The sequence below is a fragment of the Helicobacter heilmannii genome (assembly GCF_001283065.1).
Classification (GTDB): Bacteria; Campylobacterota; Campylobacteria; order Campylobacterales; family Helicobacteraceae; genus Helicobacter; species Helicobacter heilmannii.
This window is the reverse complement of record NZ_CDMK01000001.1, coordinates 803,394-828,211: the sequence shown is the minus strand read 5'-3', so window position 1 is coordinate 828,211 and position 24,818 is coordinate 803,394. Positions and strand designations below refer to the sequence as shown.

The following is a 24,818-nucleotide window of genomic DNA, read 5'->3' as shown; positions in this document are numbered from 1 at the left end:
TCCTTTTTACATAATTTCGTATTCGTGCCCACCTAAGTAGGCTTGGCTTAAATCCACTTCTTCTAGCCACGCCCTGAAAGCTTGCAAGACATGGCGGGCGGTCGCATTGTCTAGGGGGGTTCTAGCTAAACCCTGCAAACCACCCATAAGCCCCCCGCCACCATTGATGGCCTGCCAAAACCCAGAGTTAGGGTTATAATCCTCTGTAACTTCAGGGCATATTTTAAGAAGCTGATCGGCAATGAACAACAAGCCCGCTAAAAAGTAAACACGATCGTGACCATAAATAGCCTCTTGTGTGTCATCTGCTTGTGTGTTATCTGCTGCAGCTAACTTTTGCTTAAAGGCCATGTTTAACTTATGAATCACAGACCCGCTAAGCATTTTGGCGCGGATGTAAACGGCTTGCCTAAATGTGCAATTGCCCACCGCTCGAGTTAAGTCTTTTGATAAAAAATAGACCGTAAAATGCGTGGCCACCTGCCAAAGATCGGGGGCGTAACGCAAAAAGACTTTAAAGCGCGCGCTAAGCACAGCCATTTTAGCCGTTACATCGGCTCCCAGTGCTGCCGTGCTGTCCGGATTCATCAAAGCAATTAAGCCTAAATTAATGCTAAATCCACGCTGGATATAAGCTACGATCGCCGCGCCCGCTAAGTTAGGATCTATGCCTTCAGGCAACAGATTTTGACTTACATAGTATTTTGGCAGTATAAGGCATGCGGCTTGATAAAAAGATTCCATCATTAGCGGGGCTTGTGTGTTGGCTAGCGCAATTAGCTTTTGTCGATCATAGACCCCTTGCATGGCTAAAAAGATTAGGGCCACCTGTGTTGGGCTATCCAAATCTGAAAACCAGCGGTAAAAATCCGTATACCCGCCATCTCTGTAATCAAGCGCAACATCCCCACCATAGTCCACAAACTCGTTAAAATAAAGCCCCAAATCCCTTACCTCGGCATCTGTAGGCGGGGTAGCTCTTGTGATTAAATCTTGTATTTTTCTTTGGGTGTCATTTGGCGGGGGGTTTAGCGCGTAGCGGTAGCGCATATTTTCTAAAGAAGAAATACGCTTATCTAAAATGCGTAAAACCTTCTCGTTAACGCCCGCCATAACTCTTAAGCGCCCTCAACTTGTAAATCTGGGTTTGCCGCCTTAGTCTTAGCGCGCGCCGCTTTCACCGCGCTAGCACTTGCCGTGCCGTCCTTAATTGCCTGATCTTCTAAGTCTTCAACCATCTTTTCTAAGTCGTTATCATTGCTAGGCAGCGCGCCGCTTTGGCTGGTGGTTTGTGTGGGTGCATTGCTTTGCGTGCTTTGGGTTTGTGCACTTGTGCTTTGCCCACCTGTGGTGGTGCTTTGGCTGGTGGTTTGTGTGGGTGCATTGCTTTGCGTGCTTTGGGTTTGCCCGCTTTCATCCGAGTAATAGTAGGTGTACACGCCCTGATCAGTGGCTACACATGCCCCGCTTAAACCAAGGCTGCTAAACTCTTCTGCCATCAAATTTAAATCCCCATCTAGGCTTAAATTCACCTCGTAAAAAATAGCGTGGACAAATTTACCCATCACAGGGCGGCCTATAAATTCTAGCCGGCAAGTAACTTGCTCGGATCGGCTGCCGGCGTTTAAGCTTTTAATGAAAGTATCTTTTGCAGCCGTGCCACCATAGGGCAGGGGCTGGCCTTGTTTAATGGTGGTTTCTTCTACAAAACTCCCCACCACAAGGCTTAAAGCCTCGGGGCTAAAGTTATTGCCCTTGATCTTAAGGGTGTAATTTTCCTCTGTGGTGATTTCGGCTAACTTCTGTTTAGCCCCGTTAGCCCTTGTCCATGCCGTGGTCTTTTGGCTATCCTTGCTTAAAGAAAGCTCTAAGCACCCTATATCTAGCCACTGACTTTCATCGGGCACCCCGTTATTAAAGGGGATGATGTAAAGCGATCCCCCACCAAAGTATAAATTATCTTTTTGACTCAAATTAACCTCCTTTAAGAATATTTAAACACCCAGTGCGGCTCGGCCTTTTGGGGGTTTTTTGGTTTTTGTTGTTTCTTGTGTAGCTGTGCTCTATTAGGGGACTTGCCCCGCCTTTTATAAGTCTTGCCTATGGGTGCTCCTTTTTTTGGGTTAAAGGCCCTTGCCCCTCAATGCAAAAGCGCACATCTTGCTCTAACGCTTCTGTGTAGATCAGTAAAGCGCAGATGTTTGCGCTCAAAGAGGGGCTGTTTAAAGCGGGACGCTCTAGTTTGGGGATGTTGCATTTCGTGGGGATGTATACGGGCTTATATACACGGGTGCACCCGCAAAAGGCCAAAAAGCCAAATTTTAAGCATTTTAGATAAAATGAGTTTTGCACAAAAGCAGACTTCTTAATGGCATTTGGAGAACTAGAAGGCGTTAGCCTTTTGGGGGTTGGGCGTGTAGCGGGGGCACGCTGATAGGAGGTACTGCGCGTAAAACGCTAGCTATAGCGTTCATTGCAACGGTTCTTTTGGCCATGCCGTTACACTGATGAAAACCCCCCCGCTTTAGGGGGGACCCGCTATAGCTATTGTGCCAGCGTAAAACTTGCAAACCACTTAAGCTAAACATTAACGACCCCCCTTAAATACCTGTAAATCTTGCGCAATCTGCTTTAGCTCTTGATCTTGCTTAGCGCACACAAGCTTGGCCCCGCTAGGACTTAAAGGGGGCAGAGTGTGGTTGCGGTATTTTTGCGCGATCGCGTCTTTAGATTTTTGTAACTTTTCCACATACTCAGCTGTGGCTAAATTCTGATCTAAGATAGCCTTATTTTGCGCGGCCACCGCGACCCTACATGTTTCGCTTTCCACTAAGATTTTCTTACAATACCAGCCTAACGCGCCCAAAGCCCCTAGCAAAATCGCTAAGGCCAAAGCGATGCCAATGCTCTTAGTGTCTATGCTAAACATTTAACGCCCCTTTAACGCGCATTTAAGCCTACCTAAATAGTGCCCAAAGAAAGACAAAGGCCAGCACGCTAAGCGCGCTACAAATCCCTATAATGATTTTATTTTTAAATCCATGTGTATCCTTATCGTTGAATTGTGATTTTGGAGGGGTGGTATCGATTTTTGCACCAATCTTATTAGCAAAGAGCTTTAGCACTATTTCGCTTACCACCTCCGCGCCGATGTAGCCCACCCCCCCGCTAATGGAAATAGATAGGCCGCTTGGGAAATGGAAATAATAGTTAATCAGCTCAAAGCTGATCCAAGTGGTCAGCATTGATGAACCCACCCCCCATGAAATGTAGCGGACTTTATCCAGCACCCCGCTAAAGTTTTCATTCTTGATCGTGCGCAAGACAAATAACCAGCCCACTAAAAAGCCTACAACCAGCATGAATAGATAGGGTAGGTAATCTTTGATGGATAGACCAAGAATAAGAAAATCGTTTTTCATTGCAGGCTAGTTATTTTGTTAACCTTGTCGATCTTGTGCTCGATCACATCTAAGTTAGCATCTAGTTTTTCTAAACGACTCACGGCGATGTCGGCGCGATCTAAAGTCTTAGAGCTTTCGACAACAATAAAGCATAAGCCCAGCGTTTGCAAAAAACAAATGAGCAGCAAAAACACGCCAATACTGCTTAAAAATTCTAATCTTTTTAAGATTGTTTCCATTAGTTAGCCTCTTTCCACCATTCTCCTACGGCAAAGCATGGGCACTCTTTGGGCGCAAAATCGCGGTGCCCGTAAAGCTTAGCTTTGGGGTATTTGCTTAAAAGCTGTTTGCACAAGAAGACCATGGCCTCCTCTTGCTCTTTGGTCCTTGTATCCACAAAAAGGCCGTTATCATCCCGCCCGCCGATGTAGCACACGCCTATACTATCTAGGTTATGCCCCTTGCAGTGCGCCCCTGTTACATCTTCTTCCCGCCCTTTTTCGATCGTTCCATCTAGCTTAACCACATAGTGATAGCCGATCCCATCCCAGCCCCTCTCCTTGTGCCAGCGGTCAATATCTGCCGCGCTAAACTCCATCCCCGCTGGGGTGTCGCTGCAGTGGATAATGATTTTTGTAATTTTGCGCATTGTCATCCTTCTTTTATTCTTGTAGCAGTTTGATTTTAAAACGGATTTCCCAAAGGCCAAAAAAGCCCGCTTCTTGCACCAGCCCCGCGCCCTCAAAATACGACCGCCCAAAGGTGAAGGCAGGGGCGTTTATGATCTGCTCTAAGAGCCCATCTATGGTGGCTAGAGTCTCCTTAGCATTAGGCGTATCAATGAATCCATAAAAAAGCCGTGTGGACACTTCAAAGGCCTTTAAGGGTGCATGGCGCACCCCCTCAAAGCGGTAATAAAGCCCCGCTTCTTTTAACGCCCCATCGTGGTAACACGCTTCAGGGTAAATTGCTTTGACCACCTGCCTTGCCCTTTGTAAAATCACAGCTCAAAACTCCTTTTCTTGCACCACTTCAAGGGCGAAAAGCCTTTATCTGTATTTGTGCTGGCATGCTCTGTGATGTTGCCAGCCTGATCGATTTGCAAAAACGATTTGCCCCTTTGTGTGCAGTCTTTGACTAAAGGGGCTTGTTTGATTGCCTTTAAGGCATCGTTGTAGATCGCTAAGTCTTCTTCTTCAAGGGGGATTTTAAGATACCGCTTAGCCCTAACTAAAGCGAAATCATAGAGCGCATAGGCGGGTACATCTTTGTCATGCGTTAGCTCTTTAATTTCTTTATGCACCCAAATTAAAACTTCTGGGTTTGTGTTTAACGCTTCAGGGTTGATGAGCCCCGCGCTTAAATGCGCCTTCAATTCTTCTAATTGCATAGCCTCCTAGCGTGATTTACTCCCTTGTGCTAGACTCTGCTTTTTCTGAAAGGGGATGGCATGCAACAAATCAAGGCTTTGCTTTGGGGCTTGGTGGCGATCGTGGCAGCGGGGGCTATGGGGGTGCTAGCCCTGCATAAGGGCGAGAGCATCAATACGCTTTGGCTCGTGTGCGTAGCGGTGTGTATCTATAGTTTGGGCTATCGCTTTTACAGCCATTTTGTGGCTTATCGGGTGTTGCGACTCAACGACAAGCGCGCCACGCCCGCCTGCGTGATCAACGATGGGCGCGACTTTGTCCCCACGCACAAGGCGATCACCTTCGGGCATCACTTCGCCGCCATTGCGGGCGCGGGGCCCCTAGTGGGGCCCATTTTGGCCGCGCAGATGGGTTATTTGCCCTCCATACTATGGATTTTGATCGGCAGTGTGCTGGGTGGCTGTGTGCATGATTTCATCGTGCTCTTTTGTTCCATGCGTCGCAATGGGCGTTCGCTAGGCGAAATGATTAAAGATGAAATGGGCCCCTTGGTGGGCTGGTTTGCCATGCTAGGCACGCTAGGCATCATGGTCATCATCATTGCGATTTTAGCCATGGTGGTGGTCAAAGCCCTCGCCCACTCGCCCTGGGGGCTTTTTACAATCGCCTGCACGATCCCGATTGCCATTTTTATGGGGCTTTACATGCGCTTTGTGCGCCCCAAGGTTTTAGAAAGCTCTTTAATGGGCTTTGCGCTCTTGCTTCTAGCGATTTATTATGGCAAGGTGGTGGCCAACGATCCGACTTTAGCCGCTCACTTCACCTTGCAGGCCAGCTCTCTAGCGTGGATCATCATCGCTTACGGCTTTGTCGCCTCCATCTTGCCCGTGTGGTTCTTGCTCGCCCCTAGAGATTACCTCAGCACCTTTTTAAAAATCGGAGTGGTGCTGGTTTTGGCTTTAGCCCTCATCTTTGTCGCCCCGCCCATGCACCTGCCTAAGATCACGCACTTTGTAGATGGGAGCGGACCCGTCTTTGCCGGCGCGCTCTTCCCCTTTTTATTCATCACGATCGCTTGCGGGACGATCAGCGGCTTTCACGCCTTGATTTCTTCAGGCACCACGCCCAAGATCATCGCCAAAGAGAGCCACGCCCGTTTGGTTGGCTACGGCTCGATGCTCATGGAGTCCATAGTTGCTTTAATGGCACTTTTAATGGCGGGCATTTTGCATCCCGGCCTGTATTTTGCGATCAACGCCCCCCAAAGTGCGCTGGGCACGGATATTGCCACCGCCGTGCACGCCATCAATTCTTGGGGGTTTAAAATCACGCCCCAAGAGATTACAGACATCACGAAACACATAGGCGAGCAGAGCATTTTAAGCCGCACAGGAGGTGCGCCCACCTTTGCCATCGGGCTTAGCCTGCTTGTGTATCAAGTGGTGGGGCATCCGGGCGTGATGGCCTTTTGGTATCACTTTGCAATCCTCTTTGAAGCCTTGTTCATTTTAACCGCTGTGGATGCGGGCACACGCACCGCCCGCTTCATGATTCAAGACATGCTAGGGCATGTCTATAAGCCCCTTGGCGACACCAATTCCTACACGGCCGGCATTGTGGCGACTTTACTGGCGGTGGGGCTTTGGGGGTATTTCTTGTATCAGGGCACGATCGATCCTAAAGGGGGCATTTACACTTTATGGCCGCTCTTTGGCGTGAGCAACCAAATGCTCGCAGGGATGGCACTGCTGCTTGGCACGACTATTTTATTTAAAATGGGGCGGTTCAAATACGCTCTAGTGAGCGCACTGCCTGCGGCTTTTATTTTATGCATCACCTTTTACAGCGGTGTTTTAAAAGTGTTGCCAAGGGGGGACAATCTTATCTTAAACAAAGTGTCGCATGTTGCCACCGCCCAAATTTTAAGTGCAAAACTCGCCCACACCAGCGATCCTAAACAAATTAGCCTGCTCAAACAAGCCATTTTTAACCACAGCATAGACGCTCTGCTATGCGTGTTCTTCATGGTGGTCGCGCTCCTGGTGCTGGTGGCAAGCGTGCGCATTTGCGCCAATGCCTACAGGGGGCACATCCACCCGCCCTTAGCCGAAAGCGTGTTTGTAGCTGTGTCTTAATGCTAGGCATGTTAAAATAAAGGAAAAATTCAAGGAACGTTGATGGACATTCATAATAGCGATGCAGATGTAGAGCAGTTTTTTGTCTTCTGCAAGGAAAAGGAAGTGGAGTTCGTGGATTTTCGGTTCACCGATGTAAAGGGGACTTGGAACCACATGGGCTACTTTATCGGCGGTGTGGATAAGAACTTGTTACAACAAGGCATCCCTTTTGATGCCAGTTCTATCAAAGCGTGGCAGAGCATCGATAGATCGGACATGATCTTAAAGCCCGATCTGATCCGCTACTTCATCGATCCCTTTAGCGCGGATGTTACGGTGGTGGTGTTTTGCGATGTGTGGGACATTTATAAAGAGCAGGACTACGAGCGTTGCCCTAGAAGCATCGCCAAAAGGGCACTTAGGCATTTACAAAACCTTGGCATTGCCGACATGGCCTACTTTGGGGCAGAGAATGAGTTTTTTATCTTTGACTCCATCAAGATCAAAAACAGCGCGAACTGCCAGTACTATGAAATCGACAGCGAAGAGGGGGAGTGGAATAGAGACCGTAGCTTTGAGGGGGGTGTGAATTTTGGACACCGCACGGGGCATAAGGGCGGGTATTTGCCCACTCCCCCCACCGACACGATGATGGATATTCGGGCTGAAATCGTGAAAGTCTTAAACCAAGTGGGGCTAGAAACCTATGTTGTGCACCACGAAGTGGCCCAGGCCCAGGGCGAGATCGGCGTGCGTTTTGGGGAACTGGTCGAGGCGGCGGACAATGTGCAAAAACTTAAGTATGTGGTGAAAATGGTCGCCCATTTAAATGGCAAGACCGCCACCTTTATGCCAAAACCTTTACACGGCGACAATGGCAGTGGCATGCACACGCATGTGAGCTTGTGGAAAAACGGCGAGAATCTCTTTAGCGGCGATGTGTATAAGAACTTAAGCCAAATGGCACTGCACTTTTTGGGCGGAGTCTTGCGCCACGCTAGAAGTTTGGCGGCATTTACCAACGCCTCGAGCAACTCTTACAAACGCTTGATCCCCGGCTTTGAAGCCCCCTCGATTTTGACTTACTCAGCCCAAAACAGGAGCGCGAGCGTGCGTATCCCCTATGGGGTGAAGGGCAAGGCGGCGCGCTTTGAGTTCCGCTTTCCCGACAACTCCTCTAACCCCTACTTGGCCTTTGCGGCGATTTTAATGGCGGGCTTAGATGGGCTAGCCCAAAAGATGGATCCGGGCGCGCCCATGGACATCAATCTCTTCCAACTCACCCTAGATGAGATTCGAGACAAGGGGATCAAACAACTCCCTCACACTTTGCGCAGCGCACTGGAGGAGATGCTGGTGCATAAGGAGTATTTGAAAAAGGGCGAGGTCTTCACTGAGGAATTTATCCAAGCCTACCAAAGTTTTAAATTCCGCTCTGAAGTCTTTCCTTGGGAGAGCCGCCCCCACCCCTTTGAGTTCAAAACCACTTACTCTTGCTGATGGCTAAAAGGCGAGGCGGGTCGTTTTACGATAATTTTAAAAAGTTTAAAGCACTCACCCGCCTGCTTAAGAGCCTTTGGCGTTTCTTAAAAAAATATTGAGGAAAAACATGAAAAGAACTTCGCTTTTGTTTTTAGTTGGCTTATTAGGGTTTGGCTGTGCGCCTAAAGTTGCTGACAAGCACGAACAAGACCCTCTTCCTTTTTCTTACTATGAGGAAAACGAAAAACCCCAGCCTAAAAACCATTTATTGGTCTTGATCCCTCCCTTGGCGATCACTTTTAGCAAGACGGTGCCCACGAACATGCAACAGGGGTTTAAGGATTCGATGCGCGATCAAATCCAAGAAATCCTAGAAAAACGCGGATTTAGCGTGCAAGAGGTGAAGATGCCTTTAACACCCACCCAGAAAGAGCAGGGCTATGCGCTGGTGGAGGTGAGTGGGTTTGTGAAGGTATTGGAGGACATCAGTCTAAGAGAGGACCGCTTAAGAAATGGCGGGCTAGAGGGTAAAAACTCCAATCTCTCCATGGGTTATTTAACCCTAAAAGTGCTCGAGCCCAAGAGCAAAAAACCTTTAAACATGACCAGCCTAGAGCTGCCCGGTTATCAAGTGCGCACAAGGGTAACAGTGCGTCAAGAGCGGGGCGTTTCTGGGGGGTATATGCCCACGAGTGTGGTAACACCCATCCGTGGCGAGGGCTTTGACAGCAATGTTTACCAAATCCTGATGCAAATTTATGCCCAAGGGGTGCATAAGATCAGTGAGGCACTAGATTCCGATCAACTCATGGGTTATCGCTACTTGGTGCAGAAGTTCAAGAAGGGCCACTAGGCAGATCTTCTTGCAAATCAAAGATTTGTGGCCCAAAGTCCGTGTCCACCTCCACCCTTAAGTGCCCCTCACAAAAGACTTCATAATCCATCTTTTCGCCCCGTGTGAGCACGAAGCTAGGCAAAATGGGCAAGAGGGCACAACGCCCCCGATTGAGTGTGATTTTATTAATATGCACGCGTTTGCTTAAAGCCCTGATTTCTAAAGTATGCTTGGTTTGCCACACGCCATAATCTTGGCTCCAAGAAGTGTAGGGCTGTCTTTGGCTGAAAAACAAGACACTTAAGGGGGTTTTAGGCGGGGGGGGTGTTTGCGCCTCTCTTAGCACCTCCTCGCCGGTGGGCAAAGCATGGAGCATTCCAAAGACTAGAGCAAGTACAAGGGCTTTCAATTATTGTCCCCATTGATGTTGTTGTGGTCTAGGATGGAGCGGATTTTCTCCACATTTTGAGCATTCGTGTAAAAATAAATCTCCACCCGGTTATTGCGCATGCGGTCTTCCACGCTGTCATTAGGCACCGCAGGATTGTTCTTGCCATAGGAGGTGAAAGAGAGCTTTTGCGGACTGATGCCGTCATTTAACAAAGCATGCATGACCTTATAGGCGCGGCTTGCCCCTAGAGCGTAGTGGTCCTTAAAGCCACTGGAGGGGGGCAGGGGGGTATTGTCGGTGTAGCCCCTAACATTGATCTCCACTTGGTCGGGTAAGAGCTGGATGATCTTAGCGATGCGACGGATGTATTCGCGCATGCTGGCGTTGATGGTGTCGCCATAGGGATTTTCAAAGAGCAGACTCGAGGGCAGCTTCAACACCGCTCCTTGATCGGTTTGCTCTAAAATCGAACCCTCCCCAACTTTGGTGATCGTAACTTGCGAACGGCTGGAGTGCTCTTTGGATTCTTTCTCTTCGGCTTCGATGGTGTTTTGGGTTTCGCCGGGAGCTGGTGGGATTTGGATCACGGGTTGCACGGCATCGGGCACGGGAGCGTAGTCAAAAATCTTGATGAATTCTTTCTTAAGGGCTTTGACCTTAGCCTTGTTGATCACTGAGATCGCATAAAGGGCGATGAAAAGCGCAAGTAACAAGGACAAAAAGTCCGCATAGGGCACCGCCCAACGCTCCCCTGCCGGACACTCAACCTTTTTTGCTTTCTTTGCCATTATTCAAACTGCGATTTTTTGGGCTCACCCGGAGCGATGTAGTTCAAGAGTTTCATTTCCAAGTCCCTAGGGTTGTCCCCATTGGCGATGCCAATGATCCCCTCTAAAATCACCACCTTTTCTTTTAAGATGTCCTTAGACTTGTTTTTAAGCTTGTTGCCAAAGGGGCCAAAGAGAGCGTAAGAGCACATGATCCCCGTAACCGTGGCCGTGAACGCCCCCGCGATCCCTAGCGCCATTTCTTGGGGGTTGTCTAGCTTTTGCAGTGCGAGCATGAGCCCTAGCACCGCCCCCACCAGTCCAAAGGTCGGCGCGCTCTCACCCGCAGTGATCCAATAGTGTGCTGCCCCATGGTAATACTCCTCAAGCTCCTCAATCGCCACATCCAAGCTCTCTTGCACGGATTTGATGTCCTTGCCATCCACAATCATCGAAAAGCCGTTGCGGGTGAAGTCGTCCTCAATCTGTGCCACCCGAGATTCCAAAGAAAGCACCCCATCTTTTCTTGCCATGGTGGAGAGCTCCACGATGTTCTTGATCGTGTCTTGCAGGTTCACCTTGGGGTTTAAAAACACAATCTTGATCTCTTTAAAAGCCGCCTTGACATGGTGGGCGTGGGTGCTCACCATCGCCGCACAAAGGGTTGTGGGCACAATGATGATGATCGAGCTCAAATGCACCACATGGGCGGGGTTGCCCCCCTCTAAAATATCCCCCACTGAAATAGACGCAATCGCTAAGATCACCCCTAAAAGCGATGACAAATCCATGAGAAACTACCCTTTCTGTTTTGCTATTGCGGATAATCCGTTAAGGTTTGTATGCCATGTTTGCCGCACACCCGGCACTCTTCGTGGCGTTGAACAACGATTTTTCTAAAGTCCATGTTCTTGGTGTCCACATGCAAGAGTTGGTTGGTGAGCAGGGGAAAGCCTAGAAAATACTTGATCGCTTCAGAAGCTTGGATACAGCCCACCACCCCGGGCACCACCCCAAATAAGCCCGCTCTAAACACGCTGTTTAGCTCCACACTTGGGGGCTTGTCAAAGATACAGGCAAAGCATGCGCTTTTCTTGGGCAAAATGGTGATCGTTTGCCCGTGGTGCTTGAAAATGCCCGCATGGCTTAGGGGTTTGTTTGCCAAGATACAGGCATCGTTGATCAAAAACTTGCTCGCAAAATTGTCGGTCGCATCGATGACAAAATCATACTCTTGGATCAACTCCAGAGTATTGGCGGCGGTCAGTTTCTCAAAGTGGGTTTCTACTTGCACTTCAGGGTTTAAGGCAGACATCTTGCGTGCGGCGGATTTAACCTTGGCGCTGTGAATTTCTGGCGTGGTGTGGATGATTTGACGCTGTAAATTGTTGAGCTCGATGATGTCAAAGTCCAAAATCCCAATGCGTCCAATGCCCGCCGCTGCCAAGTAAAAGCAATTAGGCGAGCCAAGACCCCCCGCTCCAATCACAAGCACACTGGCACGCAATAACCGCTCTTGCCCCTCTTCGCCCACATCCTCTAGCATTAAATGCCGTTTGTAGCGTTCTTTTTGGCTCTCTGTCATGGCTGTCTCCTTAATTAATTTGTGCAATCCACGCTGGCATGTGGGGTTGTTCGGCTTTAAGGCTCGTGGCACGCCCATGCCCGGGGTAAATGGGGCAATCGGGCTTGTCTAGAGCATAAAATCGTTGCAACGACTCTTTCATGTCCGCTGGGTTAGAATAGGGGAAGTCGTAACGCCCGATGCTGCGGTAAAAGATAAAATCCCCACTGAAAAACGCCCCCTTTACCTCCACCACACTGCAACCGGGCGTGTGCCCGGGGAAGTGCCAATAAGTGATCTGCACCCCCCCCACTTCAAAAGAGTGGCTTTTTTTACCCCCTTCAATGGGGTTAATGTCGCTCTCTTTGCAAGTGGGCTGGCCTAAATGAAAACAATCCGTGGTAAGGAAGAACACATCCTCTTTAGGCGCATACAAGGGCACGCTAGGCCATTGCTCTTTTAAAGCGGCTGCGTCCCAAACATGGTCGTAATGCCCGTGTGTGATTAAAATCGCTAGGGGGTTTTTGGCCTGCTCTTGCACCCACACGCCCGCCCCCACGCCCGGATCGATCACCAAATCACCCTGTGCTAATTGCAAGACATAACAATTTGTCTGTGTGTTGCCAAAAGCCTGCACTTTGATTTTAAACATTTTTCCATTTTAGCAAAATTTGTCTAAAGTTCGCCCTAGCTGTTGCTACAATTTTAAACCCCATGGGCAAAATTTGATCTGCAAAAACCCCCTTTAAACCGCCTTGTAATTTTCTTGGTTTAAACTCTCTTAATTTCGCTAGAAAGGGCTGCCATGTTTAGATGGATACTTCTAGCCTTGCAAAATTACTTCCCCTCGCCATTTATTTTTGCCATTGTTCTCACTTTAGCCGCCATCATCGGCGCACTTGTTTGCACGGGGCTTAGCCTCGTGGTGGTGCTTGGCAAGTGGGGAGAGAGCCTCTTTTTGCTCTTAAAATTTTCCATGCAAATGCTCTTATTGTTGGCTACAGGCATCGCCCTAGCCCAAGCCCCCCTTATAAAAAAGACATTCAACGCCCTAGCCGAAAAAATCAACACCCCCAAAATGGCCATTTGGACGATCAGCTTCGTTTCGCTTTGTTGCTGTTGGCTTAGCTGGGGCTTTGGGTTGGTGGTGGGGGCAGTGCTTTCTAAAGTCTTGGGGCGTAAGGTAAAGGGCGTGGATTACCCCCTGCTGGTGGCAAGCGCGTATTCAGGATTTTTAATTTGGCATGGCGGGTTATCTGGGAGCATTCCGCTTAAAGTTGCCACCAATGATGGGGATTTATCTAAACTTAGCGGGGGCGTTTTGCACGCACCCGTCCCTCTAAGCCACACGATTTTTTCTAGCTACAATTTAGTCATGGTGGCTTTGCTCTTGCTAGGTCTGCCCTTAATCAATGTTTTGATGCACCCCAAAAACCCCACCCTAATAGACCCCGCTACTTTACAAGAAGAGCCCCACAAACCCGCACGCATTGAGTGCTTCGCCCACCGCTTGGAGCACAGCCCCTTTTTGGGATCGTTTTTGGGGTTTTTGGGCGTGGTGTATTTGGGGATTTACTTTGCTAATAAGGGCTTTGCGCTCAACCTCAATACCTTGATTTTACTGTTTCTATTCTTGGGGCTGTGCGCGCATGCCAGCCCGCATAAGTATTACGCCACCATAGAGCAAGGATTAAAGAGCACGACCGGCATTGTGCTCTTGTTCCCCTTTTATGCGGGCATCATCGGAGTGATGGGGCTTAAGGGCGCAAATGGCATAAGCTTTGCCAACACCCTAGCCGATGCGTTCTCAAAAATCACTACCCATGATAATTTCGCGCTGCTGAGCTATCTTAGTGCGGGGCTTTTAAATATCTTTATCCCCAGCGGTGGAGGGCAATTTGCCGTGCAAGGGCCAGTGCTGCTTCCTAGCGGGGCGGCTTTGGGCGTGGATCCAGCCGTAACCTGCATGGCGATCGCGTGGGGGGATGCGTGGACGAATATGATCCAACCCTTCTTTGCGCTCCCCCTGCTTGGCATTGCCAGGCTGGATGTGCGCCATATTGTGGGTTACTTGCTCGTGGCGTTTGTGTATGCGGGGGTGGTGAGCGCGGGCTGTTTGTATTTCTTGACTTAAAGTTTTAGGTGTTTTTGTTATAATCAAGCCCTATTTAAGCCAAAGGATGAGCATGCAAGTTTTTATCAACGGGCAGGCCAAAGAGTTTGACAAGCCCCTAAATGTCGACACCGCCATTAAAGAACTGGGCATTGAGGCGCAGGTGTGTGCGGTGGCTTTGAACGAGTCTGTGGTGAAAAAAGAGAAGTGGCACAGCACTCCCCTTCAAGAAAACGACCGCTTAGAGTGTTTGCAGTTTATGGGAGGGGGCTGATGTTATCAGCCTCCCTTAGGGTTGACATTATCGAGCACCCTTAAGGTTGGTGCTACGACCTTGGTGGGTTGGTGTTGCCCTCTCAAACTCAAGGACCTTTAGTGTTAAGGGTTGATATGATAGCTACCCTTAAGGTTGGTTTTAAGTGTCTTGAAAAGGGTTGCTCTTAAGATCAGCTGGGCAAGCCCTTAAAGATTGCCATCGCCCTAAAAGGTTAAAATACCTCCCTTGGGTTGTAAGTCCAAAATCCTAAAGAAAGCCATCATCCCTGAAAACACTGCTCCCCATAATTTTAGAAAATGCCCTGTTCATCGCCGATGCCCACCATCAACAGGGCATGCGCGATTTGCCCCATTTTTTAGAGTACTTGAGGGCACATCCGCCCAGCCAACTTTTTTTAATGGGCGACATTTTTCAAATTTGCGTGGGCACCATCAAACCCACCCACAATTTGGAGGTTTTAGAGCAAATCGAGAGTTTAAGCCACCACATCCCCGTGTTTTACTTTGAGGGCAACCATGATTTTGGCTTAAGCAATGTACCCCAGCTAAGGCACATCACCATTTACAAAAGAAGTGCTCAACCCGTGATCTTTGGCCACCAAAACCAGTTCTATGCCCTAGCACATGGGGATTTGTTCTTGGGCTTTGGCTATGGCTTTTATATCCGCGCACTTGCAAACCCTTTAAGCCTTAAAACCTTAGGGCTACTATCCCACATTAAGCCCCTTTATAGGGCCATCAGCACCCCCCTTTACGCCAAGAAAATCAAGACCTATCCCAAAAGTGCACTAGACTTTATACACTTTGCCAAAGTCCGCCTAGAGCACTACGCTAAGGAGAGCCCAAAGCCCTTAGCGGGCGTGATTGAGGGGCATTTTCATATCGGTCGTATATTCAAAGATCCGCTATATATATCCCTACCCTCCTTTTATTGTACAAGGGAGGTTACCAAATTAAGCGTAGAGGGGCTGGTCATTTGCCCCGCCATGCGTTGATCCACGCTAAACTAAGAGAAAATAGGCTAAAATTTAGATTCCTTTAAATTTTGTGAAATGGGGACACGCTTGACAGAGCAAAATTTAAACACTGCCTTGAATTTGGGAGAGATCGAGTTGGTGGACTTTAGAATCTTTGGCTTGCAAGGCAATCAGCCCTTTGAGGGCATTTATGGGATTAATGTGGCCAAGGTGCAAGAGATCATCATGATGCCCGAGATTTTCGAGTTCCCCACGAATTTAGACTATGTTTTAGGGGTCTTTGATTTGCGCTCGACTGTGATCCCGCTCATCGATTTGTCCAAGTGGCTGGGGATTGTAGAGGATGAAAAGCGGGTTACGGAAAAGGTCGTGGTGATCACGGAGTTTAGTAGCATTAAAATGGGCTTTGTGGTGCATGTGGCTAAACGCATTCGGCGCATCGACTGGGGCAATGTCGAGCCCGCTGCCTTTAGCAGCCACAGCACACTCAGTAAGGATAAAATCACAGGCACGACCAAGATCGATGGCGATAAAACGATGTTGATTTTGGATTTAGAGAGCATTTTAAACGACTTGCAAATGCACATCCCTAAAGCCCCCAAGCCTTACACCAAGAAACAAGAGACAAAAAAGTTTGATGGGATTGCGATGTTTGTAGATGATAGCAAGTCCGCCCGCACCATCATCAAGCGCACCTTGCTCAAAATGGGCTTTAAAGTCGTGGAGGCGGTGGATGGCAAAGACGGGTTAGCTAAATTAGAGATGCTTTATAATCAATACCAAGACAAATTGGGACAACATTTAAAGATTATTGTGTCGGATGTAGAGATGCCCAAAATGGACGGCTATCATTTCTTCTCTAAAATCCAAGAAGACCCTAGATTTTACCAAATCCCCGTGCTCTTCAACTCCTCGATCTGCGACGATTACAGCGCACAAAAGGCGTTAGACTTGGGTGCAAAGGGATATTTGGTGAAGTTCGATGTGGACCGCTTCATGGATGAAGTGGGCAAGATTTTGGGATAAGTGTTAAAATCTTAAGTATAATACAGATAAAGAAAGAGGTGCTTGATGGATGATATGAGAGAAATCATGGAGGACTTTTTAGTTGAAGCCTTTGAGATGAACGAACAGCTCGATCAGGATTTGGTGGAGCTGGAGCACAATCCCGAGGATTTAGACCTTTTAAACCGCATTTTTAGGGTTGCACACACCATCAAGGGCTCGAGCTCTTTTCTCAACCTAGACACCTTGACTCACTTGACCCACAACATGGAAGATGTGCTCAACAGAGCGCGCAAAAACGAGCTGAAAATCACCCCAGATGTGATGGACATCGTTTTGCGCTCTGTGGACATGATGAAAACGCTCTTGGTGAACATCCGCAACACGGGCACAGATTCCAATGCTGGGCTAGACATTGAGGGGATCACCAAGGAGTTGCAAGCGATCGTACAAGAGCCTGAGTCAGAAAGCCCTAATGTTAGCCCCAATGCCCAAGAAACAAAACCCGAGCACCACGCCCTAGAACCCCAAGCACAACCCCACGAAGAGGTAGAGGCAAAGGTTGGCCACGAAAACGAACCCGACTACACTAACATGAGCCCCCAAGAGGTGGAGAAAGAGATCGAAAGGCTCTTGAAACTGCGCCAAGAGGCGGATAAAGCCCGCCGTGCAGAGAAAAGGAAGGAAGAAGCGCAAAGCAATACAGTGCAACACACCCCTGTGCAAAATACCCCTTCTCCAAGCGCACACCTCCAAAGTACTCCTGCACCCAAAGCCCCAAATGCCCCCACGCCTAAGTCCACACCCGTAAAATCGACTCAAGCCACCGCTAAGCCGGGCACGCCCAAGAAAGAGGGCGAGAAGTCGGTCGCAATCGGGGTCGAGCAGACTGTACGCGTGGATGTGGGACGGCTAGACCACTTGATGAATTTGATTGGGGAGTTGGTGCTGGGCAAAAACCGCTTGATCCGTATTTACGGGGATGTGGAGGAGCGCTATGATGGGGAGAAATTCCTAGAGGAGTTGAACCAAGTGGTGTCTTCCATTTCAGCCGTAACCACAGACCTACAACTCGCCGTGATGAAAACAAGGATGCAACCCATCGGCAAGGTGTTCAATAAATTCCCCCGCATGGTGCGCGATTTGAGCCGCGAACTTGGCAAAAGCATCGATTTGGTCATCAATGGGGAGGAGACTGAGCTGGATAAATCCATCGTGGAGGAGATTGGCGACCCCTTGATCCACATCATCCGCAATTCTTGCGACCACGGGATTGAGAAGCCGGAGGATCGCAAAATGCTGGGCAAACCTGAAACGGGCACCGTGGAGCTAAGTGCCTATAATGAGGGCAACCACATCGTGATTAAGATCAGCGATGACGGGGCGGGACTAGACCCTGAAAAACTCAAAGCCAAAGCAGTCGAAAAGGGCGTGATCACCGAAAGAGAAGCCGCCACCATGACAGATAAAGAAGCCCTAAACATCATCTTCAAGCCCGGCTTTTCCACTGCCAAGACTTTGAGCAATGTCTCTGGGCGGGGCGTGGGCATGGATGTGGTCAAAACCAACATTGAAAAACTTAATGGGATCATCGAGTTAGAGTCTGAGGTGGGTGTGCGCACCACGCAAAAGCTCAAAATCCCCCTCACTTTGGCGATCATCCAAGCTTTGCTCGTGGGTGTGCAAGAGGAATACTACGCCATCCCGCTCTCTTCTGTGCTTGAAACCGTGCGCATCAGCCAAGACGAGATTTACAGCGTAGATGGCAAGAGCGTACTGCGCCTGCGCGATGAGGTGCTCTCTCTCGTGCGCCTAGCCGATATCTTTAAGGTGGATGCGATTTTAGAGAGCTCTAGGGAGGTGTATGTCGTCATCATCGGGTTAGCGGATCAAAAGATCGGCTTGATTGTGGACTATCTTGTCGGACAAGAGGAGGTGGTGATCAAGTCTTTGGGCTACTACCTTAAAAGCACGAAGGGCATTGCGGGGGCGACGGTACGCGGAGATGGCAAGATCACCTTGATCGTGGATGTGGGTACCATGATGGAGATGGCAAAAAATATCAAGGTCAATGTCAATAATCTCATGAGCGAGGCGCAAAACTCTAATGTCAAAAACGCCCCCAGCGACTATATCGTGCTCGCCATTGACGACAGCAGCACCGACCGGGCAATGATGCGCAAATCTTTAAAACCCCTAGGCGTTACAGTGCTCGAGGCAACCAATGGCATCGAGGGGTTAGAAATGGTGAAAAATGCCGACAAAATGCCCGATGCCGTGTTGGTAGATATTGAAATGCCCAAAATGGATGGCTACACCTTTGCCTCCGAAGTGCGCAAATACAACAAGTTTAAAAACCTGCCTCTCATCGCCGTAACCTCAAGGGTGACTAAAACCGACCGCATCAGGGGTGTGGAGAGCGGGATGACCGAATACATCACCAAACCCTACAGCCCCGAATACTTAGCCAGTGTGGTCAAACGCAGCATTAAACTAGAGGACTAAAGGAGAGCGCATGCAAGACGCGATGGCACTAAAAGAGCTGTTTGAGAAGCAAAAAAGGGGTGGCAAGGATGAAAAGCCCGAGGACAATGAAGAGATTCTACAATTCATCGGGTTCATCATTGGCAATGAAGAGTATGCCATCCCCATTTTGAATATTTTAGAGATCGTAAAGCCCATCGGCTACACCCGTGTACCAGAAACCCCTAATTATGTGCTGGGGGTGTTTAACTTAAGGGGCAATGTGTTTCCCTTAATTAGTCTGCGCTTAAAGTTTGGCTTGCCCGCTGAAAAGCTGAATAAAGACATGCGCTATCTAGTGGTGCGCCACAACGACCAAATTGCCGGCTTTTACATCGACCGGCTCACTGAGGCAATCCGCATCAAACAATCCGACATCGATCCTGTACCAGAGACCCTACTGGAGAACAACCAACTCATTTATGGCATCGGTAAGAGAGAGGATAAACTGGTTTCCATCCTCAAAGTGGAAGAAATCCTTAAAAAAGACTTTTAAGTGCACGCGTGCAAGAAAGGGATTTGATGTTTTCTAAGTTGGGGATTGGTACAAAGATCATTGTGGGGGTGTGTGTGGTGGTGTTGCTGGGTATCTTGGCACTGGGGATTGTGATCAGCCGCCAAGTCAGGGATGTTACTAAGGTCAACACCCTAGAAACCTTACACTTCAATACCGATGAGGGGGCTGCCCGCTTAGAGCGGGTGATGAACCGCACCTTTGCCCAGCTCAACACCCTAAGCCTCGATCTAGCTTCCATTGATTTATTGCACAACACGAAGGAGCAAGAACGCCTCGTACACCGCTTTTTAAGCAGTAACAACAATGTGCGCATCATCAGTGTTACCGCCATAGGCGATCCCAATGGCTCGTATGTTACAACCAAAATAGGCAATACCTTTGAAACTATATATAAACATGGTTTTTACAACTCTGACATCTATAACGAAGTGGTGAAAAATGAAAGGATGTTAAAAACCAAGCCCCACTATAAAGAGATTGCGGGGCAAAAGATCTTTGGCTTTGATATCGCCATTCCCCTAGTGCGGGGCGAACATGAACACCCCAAGTTAATGGGACTGATGGTCGCCTTCATCGACATCGACAGCTTTGGCGACATCGTGATGCGTAGCAAAAACGACACCTTTGTACTGCAAGAAAATGGCTATTTGCTCTTGGTTTTTGATAAAAAATACCAAGGCAGGCTTTTGAGCGAAATTAACCCAGACCACACAGCTCAAGACTTGCTGAAAATGGTGCAACAAAACCATTCAGGAGTGTTGGACTACCACGCCATTGCCAACAACAAAGACAGCTTTTTAGTGGTGAAAACCTTTGACATTTTCAGCAAGATTGGCCCGGATGATTTTAAATTCAACTGGGCACTGGCACGCTTTGCCAGCAAGGACGAGGTCTTCACCGCCGCCCACTACATCCAAAAATTGATCATCGTGATGGGTTTCATTGTGGTGGTGGTCTTGATGGTGGTGGTGTATTTCTTGGTGCGCTATTTGGTGGGCAGCCGCATCGGGGTGGTGTCCAACACTTTGCGCAGTTTCTTTAAACTGCTCAACGACCCTAAAAACAACCAAGATGTCCACATCATCCAGCCCAAAATGCTCGATGAGATCGGCCACATGCAGCAATCTATCAACGAGAACATCCTAAAAATCCACGAGAACACCAAGACCGACAGCGCGACTATTGAAAACATGCTCACCGTGGTGCGCCACATCAAAGAAGGGGACTTCACACAACAAATCACCGCCATGCCCAACAACCCTGATCTCTTACAGCTTAGAGATTTGTTCAACGATGTGGTGGTCTACTTGCAACAACACATCGGTGCACACATGCAAACAATCAACGAGGCGTTTGAGCGTTATAAGGCCATGGATTTTAGCAAGGGCATTGCTAACCCCTCGGGCGATATGGAAAAGGCTGTAGACGCTTTGGGAGCTGAGATCACCAAAGGATTACGCACCTCGCTTGAGTTTGCCAGTGCCTTGGGTAAAGAGTCGCAAGGCTTAAAAACCTGTGTGGACCAGCTCACCAACAGCGCAAACCAACAAAATAAAAGTTTATTGCAAACCTCTCAAGCCATTGAGACCATCACTGAAAACATCGCCGGTATCAGCCACAAGAGCGAGGAGATGATCGTACAGGGTCAAGACATTAGGAATGTGGTGGAGATCATCAAGGACATCGCCGATCAAACGAATTTACTCGCCCTGAATGCCGCCATTGAAGCAGCCAGAGCGGGGCAGTATGGACGTGGTTTTGCTGTGGTCGCCGATGAAGTGCGCAAGCTCGCCGAAAGAACGCAAAAGTCTTTAGGTGAGATCGAGAGCAACATCAATATCCTCGTACAGAGCATCGCCGACACCGCCGAATCCATCAAAGCACAGAGCCAAAGCGTGGAAGGCATCAACGAATCTTTACAAACCTTTAAAGAGGACACAAAGAATAACCTAAACATCGCCAACACCTCTTTAGAAGTGGGCAACAATATTGACCGCATTTCTAAAGACATCTTAGAGGATGCAAACAAGAAGAAATTTTAATGCAGATTCTTAAAAAAGTCCTATGGGTCTTATTCATTCTACCCGTGGTTTTGGGTGGTTTTTTGGGGGGTGGGTATGTGTTTTATCTGTGGGAGCAGGCTCCCACAGATTTGAAAAGGGTGGTGGATTACAAGCCAGACCTCACCACCAAGGTTTTAGATGTGAAAGGGCGGCTCATTGCCAACATCTACGATAAAGAGTTTCGCATTTACGCCCACTTCAACGAAATTCCCCCGCGCATAGTAGAGGCACTGCTGGCCGTGGAAGACACGCTATTTTTTGAGCATAATGGGGTGAATTTGGATGCGATCATGCGCGCGTTTATCAAAAACCTACGCAACCAAAAATACGCCGAGGGAGGCAGCACCTTAACCCAGCAATTGGTCAAAAACATGGTTTTAACCCGCGCCAAGACGCTCGATCGCAAGCTTAGAGAAATGGTGCTTGCCTTGAAATTAGAGCGGATGCTCACCAAAGAGCAGATTCTAGAGCGCTACTTCAACCAAACCTTTTTCGGACATGGCTTTTATGGCATCAAAACCGCGGCTTTAGGCTACTTTAAGAAGCCCTTAGCCCTTTTGAGCCTGAAAGAAATCGCCATGCTTGTGTCCTTGCCTCGCGCTCCCTCCTTTTACGACCCCACAAGGCGGCTCGAGTTCTCGCTCACACGGGCCAACAGCATCATCAAGCGGATGTATGATCTAGGCTGGATTGGCCAAGAGGAGATGAACACCGCCTTAAATGAAGTGCCCAAAGTTTACCACACCACCACCACGCAAAATGTCGCCCCTTATGTGGTGGATGAAGTGGTGCGTACCTTGGGCTTTTTGCCAGACCTAAAAACCGGGGGTTACACCATCAAGCTCTACATTGATTTGGACTACCAAAAGCTCGCCCGAGATTCTTTAAGGGCGGGCTATGACAAAATCGCTCACACCCTACACGAAAAAGAGGACAGAACGCTCAATGGTGCGATGGTCGTAACAGACACCAAGAGCGGACACATTTTAGCCCTTGTGGGGGGGGTGGATCACAACAAGAGTGCCTTTAACAGAGCCACCCAGGCCAAGCGCCAACTGGGCAGTGCTGTAAAACCATTTATTTACCAAATTGCTTTTGACAATGGACTCTCTAGCGCATCTTTGATCCCTGATGTGGCGCGCAGCTTTAATAACAAAGGCGGCATCACCCTTAAACAACGCCACTGGCGGCCCAAAAACTACAACCGCAAGGTCAATGGCCTCGTCACCCTAAAACAAGCCCTCACCCACTCGCTTAACCTCGCCACCATCAACCTTGTGGACTATGTGGGCTTTGACACCGTTTATCGAGGGCTTAGCTCCTTTGGCTTTGAGGACTTGCCCAAAAACATGTCCATCGCGCTGGGTAGTTTTAGCATTTCGCCTCTAGAAGTGAGCATGCAATACTCGCTTTTCTCCAACTACGGCAGTATCATAGAACCAACCTTGATTGAAAGCGTTACCGACTCTAAGGGGCATGATAAACCCTTAAAACTCATCACACCCAGGAGCATTTTAAGCCCCTCTAAGGCCTTTTTAACTCTAGCGGTACTTAAAAATGTCGTGGAAAAGGGCACGGGGCACAAGGCGCAGGTGCCCGGGCTAGAGGTTGCGGGCAAAACGGGGACCTCCAATAATAATGTGGATGCGTGGTTTTGCGGCTTTAGCCCCAGCTTGCAGACGATCGTGTGGTTTGGCAGGGATGACAACACAGGTATAGGGCACGCGATGACGGGGGGGATGGCGGCCGCGCCTGTCTTTGGCGACTTTATGAAAAAGGCCTTGAAGTTTGACCCCAATTTAAAACGCCGCTTTGAGGTCCCCGAGGATGTCATCACTCAGCGCATCAATGGAGAAACCTTCTACACCATCAAGGGCACAGCCATCCCTAGCCAAAGCCAGGGCAACACACCGCTTTTATTCTAAGGATTTGGGGGCTTGACAAAACCCTTAAAATAGTGTATCATTACACTTTTTGCAAATGACCCGTTAGCTCAGCAGGTAGAGCAATTCCCTTTTAAGGAATGGGCCGTTGGTTCAAATCCAACACGGGTCACCAGGGGCTCCTTCATCTAGTGGTTAGGATACCACCCTTTCACGGTGGTTACAGGGGTTCAAATCCCCTAGGAGTCACCACGAGGTCGCTTAGCTCAGTTGGTAGAGCGCCACCCTTACAAGGTGGATGTCATAAGTTCGAGTCTTATAGCGACCACCACGGAGCGGTAGTTCAGCTGGTTAGAATACCTGCCTGTCACGCAGGGGGTCGCGGGTTCAAGTCCCGTCCGTTCCGCCACCTATACGAGAATTCCCCCTAAAATTTTAAGACCCCTTCATCTAGTGGCCAAGGATACCACTCTTTCAAGGTGGAAACGGAAGTTCAAATCTTTCAGGGGTCGCCACCCATCAACCCGTAAAACACCAATAAAGCTCCTTAAACATTTAATAGCCCAACACTTAATAGCCCTAAGTATAACCACAGCGTAAAACTTAAAACCACCCTTTAACCTCCCCTTGTTTGTCCTTGTGCTCAACCTTAGCCACCCTTTACTTGTGGGCGTGGGGGCTATGTAGGGAAATAGCCCACATTTAGAGCAAGTCTAGGGGCTAAAGGGCTACCAAGGACATTCTAAAAATAAATCAAAGCCCGCTTTGTTGCGTAATTCCCGTTTAAAGTCCAGGTTGATCATAACCTCCTTGCTGTTAGCAAAGGTGTCTATGAGTTGCTTTCTAATCACAATCCTGCAACCCTGGGTGTCAAACTCATAGGGGATTTTGTCAAGGGCGATCTCAAAGCGGGTCGGGGTTTTTTGTTGCAGGGCATAGCGTTGGTAGGGGGTGTTGATGCTGTGGTCTTTTTGCTTGGTTTGGGTGTATTCGTAAGTCTTTATACGTCCTTCGATATTTGTGATTTGGGTGGAGTTGTTGTTGAGTGCAAAGATTTGGGTTTGTCTTTTAGTTGAAAAGTCTTCGCCGCGCATGAATTTTTGCAGTTTGTAGGAAAAAATGTCTAAATACAGCTTGCCATGCGACTCTTCAATGCCGACTTCCCGTCCATTTAGGGGGTAGTAGTTTTCTTGCGAGAACACCACTTTTTTAGGTCCGTTTGTCTTTAGTTTGATGATTTGCGTGGTTTTGGTTTGGGTTTGGGCGGGGACGGTCGCCCTGGTGGTTTGTAGGTGGTTGTGGTTGACGGTGTTGGTGATGTCTTCCTTGTAGTTGAAATTGTAGTTGATGGGTGCACCGCCATTGGGGGGTTGCCCGCACCCCACAAACGCCCCTAAGCAACACGCCAAGAACAAGCCCCCCCTTTGCGCCCAAATCCGCTCCATAAAAACCCTTTTATCGCGCCAAACCCCTAGAATAGGGATACAAGCGTTCTTTAAGTCAAATGCTACTAATATCGCCCCGTTCGGTG

Annotated in this window: 26 protein-coding genes and 5 tRNA genes; 17 read left to right on the top strand and 14 right to left on the bottom strand. The window is 48.7% G+C overall.

The window, feature by feature from the left end; genetic code table 11:
- Nucleotides 1-6: 6 nt before the first annotated feature.
- Complete coding sequence (locus AOG36_RS04145) at nucleotides 7-1,113, bottom strand: hypothetical protein (RefSeq protein WP_015106611.1); 1,107 nt, start codon at nucleotides 1,111-1,113, stop codon at nucleotides 7-9.
- A 5-nt stretch (nucleotides 1,114-1,118) separates the two neighbouring features.
- Nucleotides 1,119-1,973, bottom strand: a complete 855-nt coding sequence (locus AOG36_RS04140; protein ID WP_053825510.1) for a hypothetical protein — start codon at nucleotides 1,971-1,973, stop codon at nucleotides 1,119-1,121.
- A gap of 224 nt (nucleotides 1,974-2,197) precedes the next feature.
- Here AOG36_RS04140 and AOG36_RS08675 point away from each other — a divergent pair, with 224 nt between their 5' ends.
- Nucleotides 2,198-2,338: a hypothetical protein gene (locus tag AOG36_RS08675; RefSeq protein ID WP_162200200.1), complete on the top strand. Its 141-nt coding sequence runs from the start codon at nucleotides 2,198-2,200 to the stop codon at nucleotides 2,336-2,338.
- A 249-nt stretch (nucleotides 2,339-2,587) separates the two neighbouring features.
- Here AOG36_RS08675 and AOG36_RS04125 read toward each other — a convergent pair whose 3' ends face one another.
- Genes AOG36_RS04125 through AOG36_RS04100 form a run of 6 tightly spaced genes read right to left on the bottom strand, consistent with a single transcriptional unit; the run spans nucleotide 2,588 to nucleotide 4,794 of the window.
- A complete protein-coding gene (locus AOG36_RS04125) occupies nucleotides 2,588-2,929 on the bottom strand; it encodes a hypothetical protein (RefSeq protein WP_015106608.1) in 342 nt (113 codons plus the stop codon).
- Between the two features lie 28 nt (nucleotides 2,930-2,957).
- A complete protein-coding gene (locus AOG36_RS04120; protein ID WP_015106607.1) occupies nucleotides 2,958-3,422 on the bottom strand; it encodes a hypothetical protein in 465 nt (154 codons plus the stop codon).
- The gene (locus tag AOG36_RS04115; RefSeq protein ID WP_015106606.1) at nucleotides 3,419-3,643 is read right to left on the bottom strand and encodes a hypothetical protein; all 225 of its coding nucleotides are present in this window, start codon (nucleotides 3,641-3,643) and stop codon (nucleotides 3,419-3,421) included. Before AOG36_RS04115 ends, AOG36_RS04120 begins: the two co-directional genes overlap by 4 nt.
- The gene (locus AOG36_RS04110; protein WP_015106605.1) at nucleotides 3,643-4,053 is read right to left on the bottom strand and encodes an N-acetylmuramoyl-L-alanine amidase; all 411 of its coding nucleotides are present in this window, start codon (nucleotides 4,051-4,053) and stop codon (nucleotides 3,643-3,645) included. Before AOG36_RS04110 ends, AOG36_RS04115 begins: the two co-directional genes overlap by 1 nt.
- Before the next feature lie 13 nt (nucleotides 4,054-4,066).
- A complete protein-coding gene (locus AOG36_RS04105; protein ID WP_015106604.1) occupies nucleotides 4,067-4,408 on the bottom strand; it encodes a hypothetical protein in 342 nt (113 codons plus the stop codon).
- Nucleotides 4,405-4,794 (bottom strand): hypothetical protein, encoded by a 390-nt coding sequence (locus AOG36_RS04100; RefSeq protein WP_015106603.1) that lies wholly within the window; start codon nucleotides 4,792-4,794, stop codon nucleotides 4,405-4,407. The genes AOG36_RS04105 and AOG36_RS04100 overlap by 4 nt, the downstream gene beginning before the upstream one ends.
- A 60-nt stretch (nucleotides 4,795-4,854) precedes the next feature.
- Between AOG36_RS04100 and AOG36_RS04095 the strand changes: the two genes are divergently transcribed.
- The 3 genes from AOG36_RS04095 (at nucleotide 4,855) to AOG36_RS04085 (ending at nucleotide 9,226) form a co-directional block, all read left to right on the top strand.
- A complete protein-coding gene (locus AOG36_RS04095) occupies nucleotides 4,855-6,909 on the top strand; it encodes a carbon starvation CstA family protein (protein ID WP_053825508.1) in 2,055 nt (684 codons plus the stop codon).
- Nucleotides 6,910-6,951: 42 nt separating this feature from the next.
- Complete coding sequence (gene glnA / locus AOG36_RS04090) at nucleotides 6,952-8,391, top strand: type I glutamate--ammonia ligase (RefSeq protein WP_015106600.1); 1,440 nt, start codon at nucleotides 6,952-6,954, stop codon at nucleotides 8,389-8,391.
- Nucleotides 8,392-8,500: 109 nt separating this feature from the next.
- A complete protein-coding gene (locus tag AOG36_RS04085) occupies nucleotides 8,501-9,226 on the top strand; it encodes an HpaA family protein (RefSeq protein WP_015106599.1) in 726 nt (241 codons plus the stop codon).
- On the opposite strand, the gene AOG36_RS04080 is transcribed toward AOG36_RS04085, so the two are convergent.
- The 5 genes from AOG36_RS04080 to AOG36_RS04060 are packed head-to-tail and all read right to left on the bottom strand — an operon-like array spanning nucleotide 9,210 to nucleotide 12,582.
- Nucleotides 9,210-9,617: a hypothetical protein gene (locus AOG36_RS04080; protein ID WP_015106598.1), complete on the bottom strand. Its 408-nt coding sequence runs from the start codon at nucleotides 9,615-9,617 to the stop codon at nucleotides 9,210-9,212. The genes AOG36_RS04085 and AOG36_RS04080 overlap by 17 nt on opposite strands.
- Nucleotides 9,614-10,387, bottom strand: coding sequence for a flagellar motor protein MotB (gene motB / locus AOG36_RS04075; RefSeq protein ID WP_053825507.1), 774 nt, complete (start codon nucleotides 10,385-10,387; stop codon nucleotides 9,614-9,616). The genes AOG36_RS04080 and motB overlap by 4 nt, the downstream gene beginning before the upstream one ends.
- Nucleotides 10,387-11,157: a flagellar motor stator protein MotA gene (gene motA, locus AOG36_RS04070; protein ID WP_015106596.1), complete on the bottom strand. Its 771-nt coding sequence runs from the start codon at nucleotides 11,155-11,157 to the stop codon at nucleotides 10,387-10,389. The genes motB and motA overlap by 1 nt, the downstream gene beginning before the upstream one ends.
- A 23-nt stretch (nucleotides 11,158-11,180) precedes the next feature.
- On the bottom strand, nucleotides 11,181-11,951 hold the full coding sequence (locus tag AOG36_RS04065) for a HesA/MoeB/ThiF family protein (RefSeq protein ID WP_015106595.1): 771 nt from the start codon (nucleotides 11,949-11,951) through the stop codon (nucleotides 11,181-11,183).
- 10 nt (nucleotides 11,952-11,961) lie between these two features.
- On the bottom strand, nucleotides 11,962-12,582 hold the full coding sequence (locus AOG36_RS04060) for an MBL fold metallo-hydrolase (RefSeq protein ID WP_015106594.1): 621 nt from the start codon (nucleotides 12,580-12,582) through the stop codon (nucleotides 11,962-11,964).
- 153 nt (nucleotides 12,583-12,735) lie between these two features.
- Between AOG36_RS04060 and AOG36_RS04055 the strand changes: the two genes are divergently transcribed.
- The 13 genes from AOG36_RS04055 to AOG36_RS03995 all read left to right on the top strand — a co-directional run bounded on the left by AOG36_RS04055 (nucleotide 12,736) and on the right by AOG36_RS03995 (nucleotide 23,802).
- A complete protein-coding gene (locus tag AOG36_RS04055) occupies nucleotides 12,736-14,064 on the top strand; it encodes a short-chain fatty acid transporter (protein WP_015106593.1) in 1,329 nt (442 codons plus the stop codon).
- A gap of 52 nt (nucleotides 14,065-14,116) precedes the next feature.
- On the top strand, nucleotides 14,117-14,317 hold the full coding sequence (gene thiS / locus AOG36_RS04050; RefSeq protein ID WP_015106592.1) for a sulfur carrier protein ThiS: 201 nt from the start codon (nucleotides 14,117-14,119) through the stop codon (nucleotides 14,315-14,317).
- A 268-nt stretch (nucleotides 14,318-14,585) separates the two neighbouring features.
- On the top strand, nucleotides 14,586-15,314 hold the full coding sequence (locus tag AOG36_RS04045) for a UDP-2,3-diacylglucosamine diphosphatase (RefSeq protein ID WP_306413974.1): 729 nt from the start codon (nucleotides 14,586-14,588) through the stop codon (nucleotides 15,312-15,314).
- Nucleotides 15,315-15,383: 69 nt separating this feature from the next.
- The gene (locus AOG36_RS04040; protein ID WP_015106590.1) at nucleotides 15,384-16,322 is read left to right on the top strand and encodes a chemotaxis protein; all 939 of its coding nucleotides are present in this window, start codon (nucleotides 15,384-15,386) and stop codon (nucleotides 16,320-16,322) included.
- A 45-nt stretch (nucleotides 16,323-16,367) separates the two neighbouring features.
- Nucleotides 16,368-18,806, top strand: coding sequence for a hybrid sensor histidine kinase/response regulator (locus tag AOG36_RS04035; RefSeq protein WP_015106589.1), 2,439 nt, complete (start codon nucleotides 16,368-16,370; stop codon nucleotides 18,804-18,806).
- 10 nt (nucleotides 18,807-18,816) lie between these two features.
- Nucleotides 18,817-19,320 (top strand): chemotaxis protein CheW, encoded by a 504-nt coding sequence (locus AOG36_RS04030; protein ID WP_015106588.1) that lies wholly within the window; start codon nucleotides 18,817-18,819, stop codon nucleotides 19,318-19,320.
- A gap of 26 nt (nucleotides 19,321-19,346) precedes the next feature.
- On the top strand, nucleotides 19,347-21,383 hold the full coding sequence (locus AOG36_RS04025; RefSeq protein ID WP_053825505.1) for a methyl-accepting chemotaxis protein: 2,037 nt from the start codon (nucleotides 19,347-19,349) through the stop codon (nucleotides 21,381-21,383).
- Nucleotides 21,384-21,388: 5 nt separating this feature from the next.
- The gene (locus tag AOG36_RS04020; RefSeq protein WP_053825592.1) at nucleotides 21,389-23,329 is read left to right on the top strand and encodes a transglycosylase domain-containing protein; all 1,941 of its coding nucleotides are present in this window, start codon (nucleotides 21,389-21,391) and stop codon (nucleotides 23,327-23,329) included.
- Between the two features lie 57 nt (nucleotides 23,330-23,386).
- Nucleotides 23,387-23,462: transfer RNA gene (locus tag AOG36_RS04015), tRNA-Lys, on the top strand.
- Between the two features lie 2 nt (nucleotides 23,463-23,464).
- A tRNA-Glu gene (locus AOG36_RS04010) sits at nucleotides 23,465-23,539 on the top strand.
- Nucleotides 23,540-23,542: 3 nt separating this feature from the next.
- Nucleotides 23,543-23,618: transfer RNA gene (locus AOG36_RS04005), tRNA-Val, on the top strand.
- 1 nt (nucleotide 23,619) lies between these two features.
- Nucleotides 23,620-23,696: transfer RNA gene (locus AOG36_RS04000), tRNA-Asp, on the top strand.
- A gap of 30 nt (nucleotides 23,697-23,726) precedes the next feature.
- A tRNA-Glu gene (locus AOG36_RS03995) sits at nucleotides 23,727-23,802 on the top strand.
- Between the two features lie 213 nt (nucleotides 23,803-24,015).
- Here AOG36_RS03995 and AOG36_RS03990 read toward each other — a convergent pair.
- Complete coding sequence (locus AOG36_RS03990) at nucleotides 24,016-24,732, bottom strand: hypothetical protein (RefSeq protein ID WP_015106585.1); 717 nt, start codon at nucleotides 24,730-24,732, stop codon at nucleotides 24,016-24,018.
- Nucleotides 24,733-24,818: the final 86 nt, after the last annotated feature.